The organism is Tellurirhabdus rosea (genome assembly GCF_026278345.1).
GTDB classification, from domain to species: Bacteria; Bacteroidota; Bacteroidia; order Cytophagales; family Spirosomataceae; genus Tellurirhabdus; species Tellurirhabdus rosea.
The window spans coordinates 4,470,639-4,485,450 of sequence record NZ_CP111085.1 but is presented as its reverse complement, the minus strand read 5'-3'; the positions used below and the strand labels follow the sequence as shown (position 1 = coordinate 4,485,450).

The window sequence follows — 14,812 nt, the reverse complement described above, 5'->3', positions numbered from 1 at the left end:
CGGCAGTCGCTCCGCCGTCAGTCGTTTGGCTTACCGATGACTGCCGGCTTATGGACCGACGACTTTAAACCGTACACTTGGAATGATTCAACCACTGGCATACGTCCATCCTGAGGCAAAAATCGCTCACAATGTTGTGATTGAGCCTTTTGCTATCATTCATAAAGACGTTGAAATTGCGGAGGGCACCTGGATTGGTTCCCACGCCGTTATCAACGAAGGGGCCCGTATTGGCAAAAACTGCCGGATTTATCCGGGAGCGGTGATCTCATCGACTCCCCAGGATTTGAAATTCAAAGGAGAATACACCCGAACCTACATCGGCGACAATACGACCATCCGGGAATATGCCACCATCAGCCGCGGCACGGAAGAACACTGGAAAACCGAAATCGGGAGCAGCTGCCTCATCATGGCCTACTCCCACGTGGCGCACGACTGCCGGATCGGGAACCACTGCATCCTGACCAACAACGTCCAGATGGCGGGTCACGTGCACATGGGCGACTGGGCGATCATCGGCGGCTCAAGCTCGGTCCTGCAGTTCACCAAAATCGGGGCGCACGCCATGATTTCGGGCGGGTCGCTGGTGCGGAAAGATGTTCCACCCTACACCAAAGCCGCCCGCGAGCCGCTGACGTATGCGGGCATCAACTCCATCGGGCTGCGCCGCCGGGGCTATTCCAACGAAAAGATCAACGACATCCAGAACATCTACCGGTACGTGTACCTGCGGGGCCTCAACAACAACGACGCCCTCCAGCTGATCGAACTGGAACTGTCCCCCTCCGACGAACGCGACGAAATCGTCAACTTCATCCGCAACTCCGAACGCGGCATCATGAAAGGCCCCTCGGGACGGGAGAATGAATAGTTAAGAATTAAGAGTTAAGAGTTAAGAGTTAACAGCCGTCTGCCGCACATAACTCATAACTCTTAACTCATAACTCATAATTAATGAACATTGAGTTGTCCGGTATCGGCAAGCGCTTTCGGCGGGAATGGATTTTCAGAGGGGTGGACCTGCGGCTGGAAGCGGGCCGGAGCTACACCTTTGTCGGACCGAACGGCAGCGGAAAATCGACGCTCCTGAGCGTGATTTCGGGTGTTGCTCCCGCGACGGAAGGACAACTCACTTACCGGACCGACACCGGGGCCCTCGACGCCGACGACTGGTACCGGCACATCGTCATCGCCGCCCCCTATCTGGAACTCATCGAAGAACTGACGCTGCTCGAACTCCTCGAATTCCACCAATCCTTCAAGCCTTTCCGCGACGACATCACCCCGGCGGCCCTCTGCGAACGCATGCGGCTCGAACACGCCCGGAACAAGGAGCTCAAGGCGTTTTCGTCGGGCATGAAACAGCGCGTGAAGCTGGCCCTCGCCTTTTATTCGGAGGCGTCCGTGGTCATTCTGGACGAACCCACCTCCAACCTCGACCGGCAGGGCGTCGCCTGGTACCGCGAACACGTCACCGCCCTGAAAGCCCCCATCCTGCTCATCGGCTCCAATGTCCCCGAAGAATACGATTTCTGCGACAACGTGGTGGACGTGATGCAGTGGAAGCCGTAACCCGGAATGGCATTCCGGGCTACTTATCAGCACATCGCCTCTCTGCCGGGCATGACGCCCGAAACGCTGAGCCGCATCCGGAGCAAAGCGCGCTGGACTGGCGTCACGCAGAAAGCCATTTCTTGATTTTTGTCAATTTTCGGAACGGTTTGAGCGTGCAGTTTTGTACCGAACCATTCGCCGTTTCGCCATGTCTTCCATCCGTCTTCAATCACTTTCTGCGCGCCTCTGGCCCGGCGGACAAGCTTACGCCGCCATCGCAGCCGTATCGTTTCTTTTTATCACTGATTGCCACTCCAAAATACCTCTGCCCATTTTTATCTGGCTGTTCGCTGGTTTTTTCCCCGGTTTTACGTTCGTAGCCAAGCTCAGCAGCCTTATTCTTTTGCTCAGTTACGGCTATCTGTGGGGATTTTGCTTTTGGCCGAAAGTACGCCACGGAAACCTGCTGGCGCTATCGCTGAGCGTTCTTGTTGCCTTGACTGCATACGCGGGCTTACTACATGCCCAGAATGCCTGGTTCTGGATACCAGGCACCGTCTTCTGCCTTTCCGCCTGGAAACTGGCCTGGTGGCACCTGGTTACCTGTCAGCTTTAGGCGAAACGATTCCCCATTTCGCGTATATTGGTGTCACCACTGTAAGTCGTGCCACCAATCCGTCATACATCCCATGCCCGTACCCTACCCCTTCGCCGACCTTCCCCTCGCCCGCCAGCTCGAACGCACCGAAGCCCGGGCCAACGCCGCTTTTGTCACTTCCCGCGCCCGCCTTCAACCCGACAGCGGGGCCACGTGGCAGGAAGTTGCCGGGGCCTACGCTATGTTCGACGGGGTCGGCTCGCCGCTCACCCAGACGTTCGGGCTGGGGCTGTTCGAGGCGGTCACGGATGAGCATTTGCAGCAACTGGAAGAATTTTTCGGGAGCCGGGGCGCGGAGGTCTTTCACGAGATCAGTCCGCTCGCCGGGCCTTCGCTGCTGGCGCGGCTGGCCGAACGGGGTTACCGGCCCGTCGAGGTGAGCAGCGTTCTGTTCCGCCCCACCGAGCTGGCCGTTGCGCCTTCCGCTCACCCGGATTCGGGGCTGCGCGTCCGGCAGACGGGCCGTGACGAAGCCCGGCTCTGGGCCCGCACCGCGGCCGAAGGCTGGTGCAGCGAAGCACCGGATCTGGTCGATTTCATGCTCGAACTGGGCGAAATCAGCGCCGGTGCTGATCAGGTTTTCTGCTTTCTGGCCGAGAAGGACGGGCAGCCCATCGCCGCCGGAAGCCTGAGTCTGGGCGAAGGCGTGGCGCTGCTGGCCGGAGCCAGTACCGTCCCGGAAGGCCGCAAACTGGGGGCCCAGCGCGCCCTGCTCGAAGCCCGGCTCCGCTTTGCCGCCGAACAGGGTTACCCGCTGGCGATGATTGCCACCGAGCCCGGCAGCGCCTCCCAGCGCAACGCCGAACGGCAGGGCTTCCGGATTGCCTACACCCGCACTAAATGGCACCGGGTGTAGGGCTTCTGACGTATAGCCATCACGGCCCGGAGGGGTGTACCCAAGATTGCAACGCTTCGGTGCTTTACGGAGTCAGAAATAAGTGTATATTTCTACGCTGATTATCCTGCTCATGCACCGTCTCTACACCATTGCCTTAAGCTGTTTTCTTGCCCTGCTGTTGTTCCCCCTTCTGGCAGCCAACCGGCCCGAAGGAGTGCGCTTTGTTCAGAACAAGGGACAGTGGCCTTCCGAAGTACTGTTCCGCGCCGAGTTGCCGGACGGTTTTCTTTTTCTCAAAAAACAATCGCTGCATTACGTCTTTTACGACGGCGCTACCGTGGCGGCCCTTCACGCCGGTAAGCCGGTTTCGGCCGACAAAGCCCGCCTGAGCAGCACAGAGCCGATACCGCCCACCCAAATCCGGGCACATGGCGTGGAAGTGCAGCTTCAAAACAGCCAGAACGCGCAGATTGAGACACATAAGCCCATTGCGGAGCACCTCAATTACTTTTTTGGAAACGACCCGGCCCGTTGGGCGGCCAAAGTGTCCGTTTTCGGCGAAATCATCTACCGAAACATCTACCCGGACATTGACCTCCGGATTTTCGCCTATTACCAGACCGTCAAGTACGAATTCATTGTCCGGCCGGGGGCGGATGCGTCCCAAATCGCGCTCCGCTACACCGGGGCCGATTCCGTCCGGCTCGACAACGGCCAGCTCCACGTCACGACGAGTCTGCAGCCGTTTCGGGAAGAAAAGCCGTACAGCTTTACCGACCGCGGCGACGTTCCGGCCGAATGGACGCTGACCGGCAACCGCGCCGGGTTCCGTTTCCCGGCCGGTTACGACCACACGCAGACGCTGACCATTGACCCGACGCTCGTTTTCTCGACCTATTCCGGGTCCGTGGCCGACAACTGGGGCCATACCGCCACCTACGACCGCAGCGGCAATCTGTATTCCGGGGGCACCGTGTTCGGGGCTCAGTTTACCGCTTCGGTGGGGGCTTATCAGGTCCGTTTCGGCGGTCAGGTGGATATAGCCGTGCTCAAATTCAGTCCGGACGGCGACCAACTGATCTATGCAACTTACCTCGGCGGCGAATTTACGGAGGTGCCCCACAGCATTCTGGTCGATCCGGCCGGTTCGCTGCTGATCATGGGCACTACGTCTTCCAGCCGGTTTCCGGTAGGCCAGCGGGCGTTTCAGCGGCAATTTGCCGGGGGCACCATCACTTCGCCCATCAGTTCGCTCGATTTCGATCAGGGCAGCGACCTGTTTGTGACCAAACTCGACTCGCTCGGGGAACGGCTGCTGGCCGGCACTTTTATCGGCGGCAGCCGCAACGACGGCCTGGGCAACATCAACCCGCTGATTATCAAAAATTACGGCGATAATTTCCGGGGAGAAATCGTGACCGACGCCGCCGGAAATGTGTTCGTCGCCAGCGTGACGACTTCCCCGGACTTCCCGCTTCAGAATGCCGCCCGGACGCAGCTCGCCGGTCAGTACGACGGGGTGCTGTTTTCCCTCAGCCCGGACCTGGCGACCCTGCGCTGGAGTACGCTGCTCGGCGGTGACGGGTACGACGCCATTTACGGCCTGAAAATGAGTCCTTCCGGCGCTCTGTATGCCTGCGGCGTCACGCGGAGTACCGACCTGCCGACCCATGCCACGGCCCTGCATCCCCGACTGCTCAACGCCGCCACCACGGAGGACGGATTTGTGGCCCGCTTCGTCAACCAGCAATTGACCCAGCTAACCTACCTCGGCACCGAGAGCGCCGACATTGCTTACCTGCTCGACTTCGATACGGCCGAAAACGTGCACATTTTTGGCCTGACGCGGGGCCAGTACCCCGTTTCTGACGGCGTTTACCGAAGCCTGACCGGCGGGCAGTTCGTCCACGCCCTCGACCCGACCTTGTCCAGAACGTTTTTCTCGACCCGCATCGGCTCCGGACGCAGCACGCCGGACATTTCGCCGACGGCTTTTCTGGTGAACGAATGCGGCAACATCTACCTGGCGGGCTGGGGCGGGGCCGTCAACGCCCGTACCGGCATCAACTTCGCCAGCAGCACCATCGGACTTCCGGTCACCAGCGATGCCATCAAGCGCACCACCAACGGCAGCAATTACTGGCTGGCGGTGCTCGAAAAAGGGGCCCAGTCCCTGCTCTACGCCACGTTTTTCGGCAGCGAAAACCCGACTAACCCGAACGAGGAAGACCGCGGCGACCATGTGGACGGCGGCACCTGTCGGTTCGACAAAAGCGGGGTCATCTACCACGCGGCCTGCGCCTGCGGCGGCTCCCGGTTCCCGGCCTCGCCCACGGCCTGGTCGCGGCAGAACCGGAGTTCAAACTGCAACAACGCCGCCTTCAAAATCGACGTAGACCGCCTGAAAGCGTCGTTTGACGCCTTTCAGGGCAACCAGCAGAACGTGGTTCAGGGCTGCGCTCCGCTCTCGCTCACGTTTGTCAACACCAGCGAAGGCGGCATTACGTACCAGTGGGACATCGGAGGGCAGGCGACTTCCAGCAACCCCGAGCAAACGGCGTACACCTTCACCCGCCCCGGCGAGTACACCGTGGTGCTGCGGGCCTTCAACCGGCTGTCGTGCAAACAGGTAGACGTGGCTACGCGGGTCATCCGGGTCTTTCCGGCGGCCTTCAAAGTGAGCGCCGATACCGCCATCTGTCCGGGAAAGAGTGTGCAGTTATTGGCCGAAGGAGCCCGAACGTACGTCTGGACCCCGGCCCAGGGACTGAGCAATCCCAACGTGGCCAATCCCGTCGCGACGCCCACCCAGACGACCCAGTACACCGTCAACATGACCAACGAGTTCGGCTGCACCGTCCGCCGGCAGGTGACCGTCAGCGTCGACGATTCGTTCCGGCCCAACGTGACGCTGCGGACCAGTTCCGGCTGCGGACAGGTCACCCAGGTGGAACTTCTGAATCAGTCCACCGGAGCCGACGAAATCCGCTGGTCGATGGGCAACGGCGATACGCTGAAAATTCCCGAGCCGGGGTCTTACCGGTACGAAAAATCGGGGCAGTACACCATCACCGTCACGGCCCGCAGGGGCGGCTGCACGCTCACGGTCAGCCTGCCGCCGGTCGATGTCGAGAACCTGAAGGACATTCCCAACGTCATCACGGCCAACAACGACGGCAAGAACGACCTGTTCGATACGGGTCTTTCGGGCGCCAAAGTCGAAATCTATAACCGCTGGGGCCGCCTCATTTACAACGCCGCCCCGTACGCCAACAACTGGGGCCGCGACGTGCCGCACGGCCTGTATTATTTTATGCTGACCACCGCTACCGGCGTACGCTGCAAAGGTTGGGTGGAAGTCTTGCAGTAGCGTCGATTTGTTTTGTATTTTTGTTCCATACTAACCTGTTCACGGTAATGAAATACATTCTGACCTTATGCCTGTCTCTGAGCCTGTTCTGCGCTGCACTTGCTCAGGACAATGTAAGCTATCACGGCAAAAAAATAACGCCCGACAAAGCCCTGCCCGCCACCGAACTGCTGACCAAACTGGGCAGCAAAAAATCCATGAACGCCAAAGTGGAAGGCACCGTGGAGTCGGTCTGCAAAATGAGCGGCTGCTGGATGAAGGTCAAAACGGCCGACGGCGAAACCATGCGCGTGACGTTCAAGGACTATGGTTTCTTTGTCCCGAAAGACATCGTCGGCAAGCAGGTCGTCTTTGAAGGCACGGCCAAAGCCACCACCACGTCCGTCGCCGAACTGCGCCACTACGCCGAAGACGCCGGCAAGAGCAAAGAGGAAATCGCCAAAATTACCGAGCCCGAAAAGGCCGTTACGTTCGTGGCCGACGGCGTGATCGTCCGGAATTAATTGCGGTGTTCTTTGCCAAAAATCGTATTTTGAGCCGCTGGGTCCGCCTCAGCGGCTTTTTTGTACCCTTGTAACAGCCCGTTTGCTATGACCAGAACGTTCCGTAAACTCCTTGCCCTGACGGGGCTTACCCTCCTTTCGTCTCCCCTTTTTGCCCAGCGGACCCTCATTCACTGCGGTCAGTTGCTCGACGGCGTCCGCAGCGATCTCCAGCGGGAAGTGACCGTGGTGGTGGAAGGCAACCGGATAACCGCCATCCGGAAAGGCTACAGCCCGCCCGCTTCCGGCGAGACGGTTGTCGACCTCAAATCCAAAACGGTGCTGCCCGGCCTGATCGACATGCACGTCCACCTCGAAACGGAAACGCGCCGGGGCGGGGCTTACGACCGCTTTACGATGAATGTACCCGACGTGGCTTTTCTTTCCGCCAAATACGCCAGAACGACCCTGCTGGCGGGCTTCACCACCGTGCGCGACCTCGGCGGCAGCGGCGTCAACATCTCGCTCCGCAATGCCGTCAACCGGGGTCTGGTCGAAGGGCCGCGCATCATCACCTGCGGCAAGTCCATCGCCACGACTGGCGGCCATGCCGACCCCACCAATGGCTACCGCAAGGACCTGATGGGCGATCCCGGCCCGGACGAAGGCGTCATCAACAGCCCCGAAGACGCCCGGAAAGCCGTGCGCCAGCGGTACAAGGACGGCTCAGACCTCATCAAAATCACGGCGACGGGCGGGGTGCTCAGCAACGCCAAAGACGGCTCGGGGCCGCAGTTTACGGAGGAGGAAGTGCGTGCCGTGGTCGAAGCGGCGAAAGATTACGGGTTTGCGGTGGCGGCCCACGCCCACGGAGCCGAAGGCATGAAACGGGCCATCCGGGCGGGCGTCACCACGATCGAGCACGGCACGTTCATGGACGACGAAGCCATCGCGCTGTTCAAGAAACACGGCACGTATTTCGTTCCCACGATCATTGCCGGAAAAACCGTCGCCGACTCGGCCCGCATCATGGGTTACTACCCGCCGCTGGTCACGCCCAAAGCGCTGGCCATTGGCCCCAAGATTCAGGATACGTTCGCCAAAGCCTATAAAGCCGGGGTCAAGATTGCATTCGGGACGGATGCGGGCGTGTATCTCCACGGCTACAACGCCAAAGAATTTGAGTACATGGTCGAGGCCGGTATGCCGCCGCTGGAAGCCATCCGGGCCGCCACGGTCGTCAACGCCGAATTGCTGGGCCTGCGCGACCAGCTCGGCTCCATCGAAACCGGCAAGCTCGCCGACCTCATCGCCGTCGACCAGAACCCCCTCCAGAACATCAAAACCCTCCAAACCGTCCGTTTCGTGATGAAGGACGGAAAGGTCTATAAGAATTAAGAGTTATGAGTTATGAGTTAAGAATTAAGAGTTAAAAATAGGCTCCGCCAGAGCAGGTTACCTGTTTCAGCGGAGCCTATTTTTAACTCATAACTCATAACTCTTAATTCTTAACTCTTAATTCCTTTCTATTCCGAGCATTAGGCCGCGCAATTCGGCGAGGCCGCGGAGGCGACCGATGGCGGTGTAGCCGGGGTTGGTTTTCTTGCCGGAAGTCAGGTCGTCGAGCATTTTGTGGCCGTGGTCGGGGCGGAAAGGCATGCGGAGATCGGTGCGGCCCTCGGACGCACGGCGCTTCTGCTCCGCCAGCAGGGCTTTCATGACGCCGTACATGTCGACGTTGCCTTCCAGGTGGTTCGCCTCGTGGAAGTTGCCTTCGGCGTCGCGCTGGGTGCTCCGGAGGTGAACAAAGTGAATTCGCGGTCCCAGCCGTTCCACCATGCCGACCAGATCGTTGTCGGCCCGCACGCCGTACGAACCCGTACAGAAGCAGATGCCGTTGGCCGGTGCGTCGGCCGCTTGTAGCAGCATCCGGGCGTCCTGCTCGGTACTGACGACCCGCGGCAGGCCCAGAATTGGGTACGGAGGATCGTCGGGGTGAATCGACAACCGGACACCGGCGTCCTGAGCGACCGGCACGATTTCCCGCAGAAACGCGTACAGGTTCTGGCGCAGTTCCGGATCGCCCACGTGCTGGTAGGTATCCAGCGCCTCCTGAAACTGTTCGACCGTATAACTTTCCTCCGAACCGGGCAGCCCCGCGATGATCGTCCGGGTCAGCCGTCGGGCCGAATCCTCGTCCAGCGCCTCAAAACAGGCTTTGGCTTTGGCAATCCGGTCGGGCGAGTAATGCGCTTCCGCACCGGGCCGTTTGAGGATGAACAGTTCGAAGGCGGCAAATTCGTTCATGTCGAACCGCAGCCCCGTCGAGCCGTCGGGCATGGGATAATCCAGATCGGTGCGGGTCCAGTCGAGAACGGGCATGAAATTATAACAGACCGTATCAATGCCGCAGGCGCCGAGGTTAGCAATCGATTCCTGATAATGCTGAATCAGCTGCTGGTAATTGCCCGAACGGGTTTTGATGTTTTCGTGAACCGGAATGCTTTCCACGACCGACCAGGTCAGCCCGGCGGCCTCGATTTGGGCTTTGCGGCGGGTGATCTCTTCTTTTGTCCAGACAACTCCGTTGGGAAGGTGGTGCAGGGCCGTGACGACGCCCGTAGCGCCCGCCTGTCGTACATCCGACAGACTGACCGGGTCCTTATCGCCAAACCACCGCCAGGTTTGCTCCAATGCCATGTTTGTTACGCTCGGTAAGGCGGATCGATGATCCGTTTGGGGGTTTACTACTTGCGGACCGGAGTCCGGATACATTCGGCAAAGAGACGGAGTCCGAAATTTTACCCCTTCGGTTGAAAACAATCCAATCCTTCCTTTCGTTAATTCAATAAAAGTAAAGCTTTCAAGATATAATGTTTTACTTTACACCCAATCGCAATGATGGAAGCCCTTACCATACCCAAAGAAACGGTTGGCCTCCTCCGGTTTCCGGCTTACGAGGTCCTTCCGGGCGATGCCGCGCGGGCGCAGCGGTTGCAGAATCTGCAAAAGGCGCTGGCGCTGGGCAATCTTGAAAAACAGAAAGTGGTACTGTTTTTCGATACGGTGGACGGTCTGCGGACCGTCGAAGCAACCATCTGGGCCGTACTTGACGACTATGTGCTGCTGAAAGGCGGCAACGTCATTCCGATCCGGGTTATCCGGGATGTTCACTTCTGATTCCGGCGGCGGGATTCTGCCATCCGGCTCCAAACCCGCCGCCCTTTTTCCTTCGCCTTGTCCTGAAATAAGACTACGGAAGCGGTAGGTTTTGCCCCGGTGCTGCTTTCTGGCAGTAGTATTAGCCCCTATCGGCATGTCTCTTACCCCTACCGGAAATTTTCGCTGGCGCATCGTTCTGCTCCTTTTTTTCGCCACTACCATCAACTACATCGACCGGCAGGTGCTGTCGTTTACGATGATTGATGAGGAGTTCCGGCGCGCCATGCTGGGGATTCCGGCGGGACGTCCGCTCACCCAGGCGGATCTGGACGACTTCCGGATTCAGTACAGCTATGTCGATACGGCGTTCAAGATTGCCTATGCGCTGGGGTTTGTGCTAACCGGCTGGCTCATCGACCGGGTGGGCACCAAGCGCGGTTTTGCCATTTCCATCGGCCTCTGGAGCGTGGCCGGGGTGCTCAACGCCTTTGTCGGCTCGATGCGCGGCCTGAGCCTGACCCGTTTTATGCTGGGCATCGGCGAAGCGGGCAATTTCCCTTCGGCCATCAAATCCGTGGCGGAGTGGTTTCCCCGCAAGGAACGCTCTTTTGCGGCCGGGCTCTTCAACGCGGGCACCAACGTGGGCGTCATCGCCACGGCCGCCGTTGTGCCCTGGATGACCATTCAGTACGGCTGGCGTTTCTCGTTCATCACGACCGGCTCGCTCGGCTTTCTGGTGCTCATCGTCTGGCTACTGACCTACCGCCGCCCGGAGGAACACCCGCGGCTGACAAAGCGGGAGTTCCGGCACATCCGGCAGGACCAGGACGATGATGTTCCCGAAGAGCGGCTTTCGTGGTGGCGGCTGCTGGGCTTCCGGCAAACCTGGGCATTTGTGATCGGCAAGCTGCTGACCGACCCCATCTGGTACTTTTACCTGACCTGGCTCCCCGACTTTTTCAACAGCAGCGAGTCGCTCGACCAGAAACTGGACCTGCAAAGCATCGGTCTGCCGTTTCTGGTCATTTACATCGTTTCGGACGGCGGGAGCGTGCTGTTCGGCTGGCTGTCGTCCAAGCTCATGCACCTGGGCTGGTCGGTCAACCGGGCGCGAAAAACGACCCTGCTCATCTGCGCCCTCTGCGTGGTACCGATTTTCTTTGCGGCCCGCACCAACAGTCTTTACGTGGCCATCGCCCTGATCTCGCTCGCTACGGCGGCGCACCAGGGCTGGGCGGCCAACATTTATACATTTGCGTCAGACCTGTTTCCGAAAAACGCCGTCGCTTCGGTGACGGGCATCGGCGGCATGTTCGGGGCGGTGGGCGGCATTGTGCTGGCGGCGGTCGCGGGCGTGATCCGGGTCCATTTCGGGTATTTTCCGCTGTTCCTGATCGCCAGTTCGACTTACCTGATTGCGCTGATTCTCCTGCACCAGCTTGTTCCGAACATGGAACCGGTTCAGCACCGTGAGCTGGAGAAACAGCGGTTTTAATGTGCCGGGATGGGCTTTTTGCCTAAACGGCATGCATTTCTTACGTATCTTGCGGGGCGAAAACGCCTTCCGAGTACCCATAACATTAAGAAAGACTCCAGTCATGAATCCATTGAATCGTTCGACCCACCCGGCACCGGCTCTGCCCGAACGCGTACTCCAATTCGGCACGGGTGTGCTCCTGCGCGGTCTGCCCGATTTTTTCATTCAGAAAGCCAACGAACAGGGCCTCTTCAACGGCAGTGTGGTCGTGGTGAAATCGACCGGCGGGGCTACGGATGATTTTTCCGCCCAGGACGGGCTTTATACCCTCGTAACCCGGGGCATCCAGCGGGGCGAGGCCGTGGACGAAAGCGGCGTGATTTCGGTGATCAGCCGCGTCATTTCGGCCCAGGAGAACTGGCAGGACGTGCTGCAGGCTGCCCGAAACCCTCAACTTCAGATCGTTATTTCCAATACCACGGAAGTGGGTATCCAGTATGTCGAGGAAAGCATTTTTCAGCACCCGCCGAAATCGTATCCGGCCAAGCTGACGGCCTTCCTCTACGAACGGTTCAAGAACTTCGGCGGCAGCAAGCACAAAGGCATGGTCGTCATCCCGACCGAGTTGATTACGGACAACGGGCTGAAACTGCGCGACATCGTCGAGCGGCTCGCCAAGCACAACGAACTGGGCAAGCTGTTCATGAAATGGCTCAAATTCCACGTCCGGTTCTGTAATTCGCTGGTCGACCGCATCGTGCCCGGCGCTCCGGACGAAGCCATCCGCCACGAACTTGAGGAAAAACTAGGCTATCAGGACAACCTGATGATCGTCGCCGAACCCTACCGGCTCTGGGCCATCGAAGGCGACGAACGGGTGCAGGAAATGCTTTCGTTTGCCGGGGCCGACGAGGGCGTGATCGTCGAGGAAGACATCACGTTTTACCGCGAACGCAAACTGCGCATCCTGAACGGCAGCCATACCCTCAGCGCCCCGCTGGGCTACCTGCTGGGCAACGTGACCGTGCAGGACAACAGCGACCACCCGCTCATGAGCCGGTTCATCGAGGAAGCAGTCCTGCAGGAGATCGTCCCGACCATTCCCGGCCTGCCCGACGATCCGTCGGCCGTCCGGACCTTCGCCGAGGAGGTTCTCGACCGTTTCCGGAACCCCTACATCGAACACTTTCTGCTGAACATCACCCTGCAGGAAACCTCCAAGATGCGGGCCCGCAACCTGCCCACGTTCCAGCGGTTCATCGACCAGACCGGCCAGCTGCCCCAGCGGATGACGCTCGGCTTTGCGGCCTACCTGCTGTTTATGAAGGCCGTTCGCGTGGAAGACGGCGTGTTCATGGGCGAAGCGACCACGGAGAAAGGCGTCATCACTTACCCCATCCGCGACGATTATGCCGATTACTTCTTTAAACTCTGGCAGCAAACCACGCCGACCGACGAGGCGTCTGTCCGCCAGTTTGTAGCGACGGTCTGCGGAGACACGACGCTTTGGGAAGCAGACCTCAGCCAATGGGCGGGTTTTACCGAAGCCGTGGCCGACCATCTCCACAATCTGCTGTCGCTGGGCGTCGAAGCAACGCTGGAGCGGCAGATGGTCACTGCCTGAATTTGCCTGTTATTTATTCCCGAAAGCCGCTTTCTCCGGGAAGCGGCTTTTGCTTTTCCGCCCTTTCAGCAACTCCCTAAGCACAAAGCGCTTATAACCGATATAAGACATTCAGTTACAAAGATTTAAAAAATACTCCGCTTCTTCCCGCTGTCCGACAAAAACATGAATATTTACTCATAAGAAAATTCAGCTTAGTTTTGAGAACAGTAGTTATGTTGATCACGTACCGTATCTGTTCTCCTATGTTCAAGAAAACCTTTACCTTTCTTTCTCTTTTCGCGCTAACGTTCCTGATAGCCACCTCCCTTCAGGCCCAGCAGGCAACCGATTTTTATCAGGACGGCCTCAAAAAGCTGGCGGCCGGCGACAATCCCGGCGCCATCACCGCCTTTACGAATGCCATTCTCACGAGCCCCGAACATGCCGCCAGCTACTTCAGCCGGGCCGTTGCCAAACAGAACCTCAAAGACTTCCGGGGCGCCGAGGTCGATCTCGAACAGGCCATCGATCTGAATCCGCAGGACGCGCAGGCGTACCTGTTCCGGGGCCGCAACTACATCCAGCAGCAGGACTATTCCAGCGCGCTGGCCAACTTCACCCGCGCCATCGAACTGGCTCCGCAGGATGCGCAGGCGTACTACCAGCGCGGACAGTGCCGCGAGGCGCTGGGCTCCACCATCGGGGCGCTCAATGATTACAACCGCGCGCTGACCCTGAACGGCCAGGAACCCAACTTCCTGACGGCCCGCGGCCTGATTCGCATGCAGCAGTCGGACTGGAAAGGGGCGCTGGCCGATTTCAACGTGGCCGTCGAACGCTCGCCGAACCTGTCGCGGGCGCTCGGCGGACGGGGCTATGTCCGCTACCAACTGAACGACAACAAGGGCGCGCTGGACGATCTGGCCCGGGCCATCGTTATCTCGCCCAACGACCCGGAACTGTATTACCGCCGGGGTCTGGTGAAAGCCCGGCTGAAGGAGTTTGAAAATGCCCTGGCCGATTTTAACAAAACGCTGGAACTGAGACCCGACTACCACAAGGCCCTCTTCAGCCGCGGTTTCTGTTACAGCCGCCTGAACAACACCAAAACGGCGCTGGTCGATATCGACAAAGCGCTGATCGTCAGCGACAACCTTCCGGTGCAGGGTTCCAAAGCCTATTACAGCAATTTCATCACCTACAATACGCTGGACCTGCTGTCGAAGACCGTCCAGGACCGCTACCGGGTGACCGAGCTGACCGAAGACCGTTCGGAGGCGTTTCTGGTGCGCGGACTGCTGAAAAACTCCTCGGGAGACGGTAAATCGGCGCTGCTGGACCTGAGCCGCGCCATCGAACTGAACCCGACGTATGCCGAAGCGTACTTTATCCGGGGCCTCATCCGCTCGACGCTCGGCGACCAGAAAGGCGCCGTTACCGACTGCAACAGTGCGATCAAGCTAAGCCCGGTGCATTCGGAAGCCTACTACCTGCGGGGCGTTATCCGGTACGATCTGGGAGACGAAAAAACGGGCTGTCTGGACCTGAGCCGTTCGGGCGAACTGGGTTTTCAGGGCGCTTACAAAGTCATTAGTGCCAACTGCGGGGCGGCCCGACCCGCCACGGCATCGGTCAAATAAAGCAAAAGGCCCTCCGCAGCGG

12 protein-coding genes are annotated in these 14,812 nt (G+C 59.2%); 11 read left to right on the top strand and 1 reads right to left on the bottom strand.

The annotated features are described in order from the left end of the window. Window positions 1-82 precede the first annotated feature (82 nt). From lpxA to ORG26_RS19000, 7 genes are all read left to right on the top strand, one after another. Entirely contained in the window at window positions 83-874 is a 792-nt protein-coding gene (gene lpxA, locus ORG26_RS19030; protein ID WP_266364593.1) for an acyl-ACP--UDP-N-acetylglucosamine O-acyltransferase, read from the top strand. A gap of 83 nt (window positions 875-957) precedes the next feature. Further along, the gene (locus ORG26_RS19025) at window positions 958-1,575 is read left to right on the top strand and encodes an ABC transporter ATP-binding protein (RefSeq protein WP_266364591.1); all 618 of its coding nucleotides are present in this window, start codon (window positions 958-960) and stop codon (window positions 1,573-1,575) included. A 190-nt stretch (window positions 1,576-1,765) separates the two neighbouring features. After that, complete coding sequence (locus ORG26_RS19020) at window positions 1,766-2,173, top strand: hypothetical protein (RefSeq protein ID WP_266364589.1); 408 nt, start codon at window positions 1,766-1,768, stop codon at window positions 2,171-2,173. Window positions 2,174-2,246: 73 nt separating this feature from the next. Further along, window positions 2,247-3,071, top strand: coding sequence for a GNAT family N-acetyltransferase (locus tag ORG26_RS19015; RefSeq protein ID WP_266364587.1), 825 nt, complete (start codon window positions 2,247-2,249; stop codon window positions 3,069-3,071). Window positions 3,072-3,183: 112 nt separating this feature from the next. After that, entirely contained in the window at window positions 3,184-6,423 is a 3,240-nt protein-coding gene (locus ORG26_RS19010) for a DUF7948 domain-containing protein (RefSeq protein WP_266364585.1), read from the top strand. 47 nt (window positions 6,424-6,470) lie between these two features. Next, window positions 6,471-6,926, top strand: a complete 456-nt coding sequence (locus ORG26_RS19005) for a DUF4920 domain-containing protein (protein ID WP_266364583.1) — start codon at window positions 6,471-6,473, stop codon at window positions 6,924-6,926. 87 nt (window positions 6,927-7,013) lie between these two features. Beyond that, window positions 7,014-8,303, top strand: coding sequence for a metal-dependent hydrolase family protein (locus ORG26_RS19000; RefSeq protein ID WP_266364581.1), 1,290 nt, complete (start codon window positions 7,014-7,016; stop codon window positions 8,301-8,303). A gap of 117 nt (window positions 8,304-8,420) precedes the next feature. Here ORG26_RS19000 and uxuA read toward each other — a convergent pair whose 3' ends face one another. Next, window positions 8,421-9,605: a mannonate dehydratase gene (gene uxuA / locus ORG26_RS18995; RefSeq protein WP_266364579.1), complete on the bottom strand. Its 1,185-nt coding sequence runs from the start codon at window positions 9,603-9,605 to the stop codon at window positions 8,421-8,423. 198 nt (window positions 9,606-9,803) lie between these two features. On the opposite strand from uxuA, the gene ORG26_RS18990 reads away from it, so the two are divergent. From ORG26_RS18990 to ORG26_RS18975, 4 genes are all read left to right on the top strand, one after another. Further along, on the top strand, window positions 9,804-10,085 hold the full coding sequence (locus ORG26_RS18990) for a hypothetical protein (protein ID WP_266364577.1): 282 nt from the start codon (window positions 9,804-9,806) through the stop codon (window positions 10,083-10,085). A gap of 136 nt (window positions 10,086-10,221) precedes the next feature. Then, window positions 10,222-11,562 carry an MFS transporter gene (locus tag ORG26_RS18985; protein WP_266364575.1) on the top strand — a complete coding sequence of 447 codons (1,341 nt, stop codon included), beginning with the start codon at window positions 10,222-10,224 and terminating at the stop codon, window positions 11,560-11,562. Window positions 11,563-11,665: 103 nt separating this feature from the next. Further along, complete coding sequence (locus ORG26_RS18980; RefSeq protein WP_266364573.1) at window positions 11,666-13,168, top strand: tagaturonate reductase; 1,503 nt, start codon at window positions 11,666-11,668, stop codon at window positions 13,166-13,168. A 245-nt stretch (window positions 13,169-13,413) separates the two neighbouring features. Next, complete coding sequence (locus ORG26_RS18975; RefSeq protein WP_266364572.1) at window positions 13,414-14,790, top strand: tetratricopeptide repeat protein; 1,377 nt, start codon at window positions 13,414-13,416, stop codon at window positions 14,788-14,790. Window positions 14,791-14,812 lie beyond the last annotated feature (22 nt).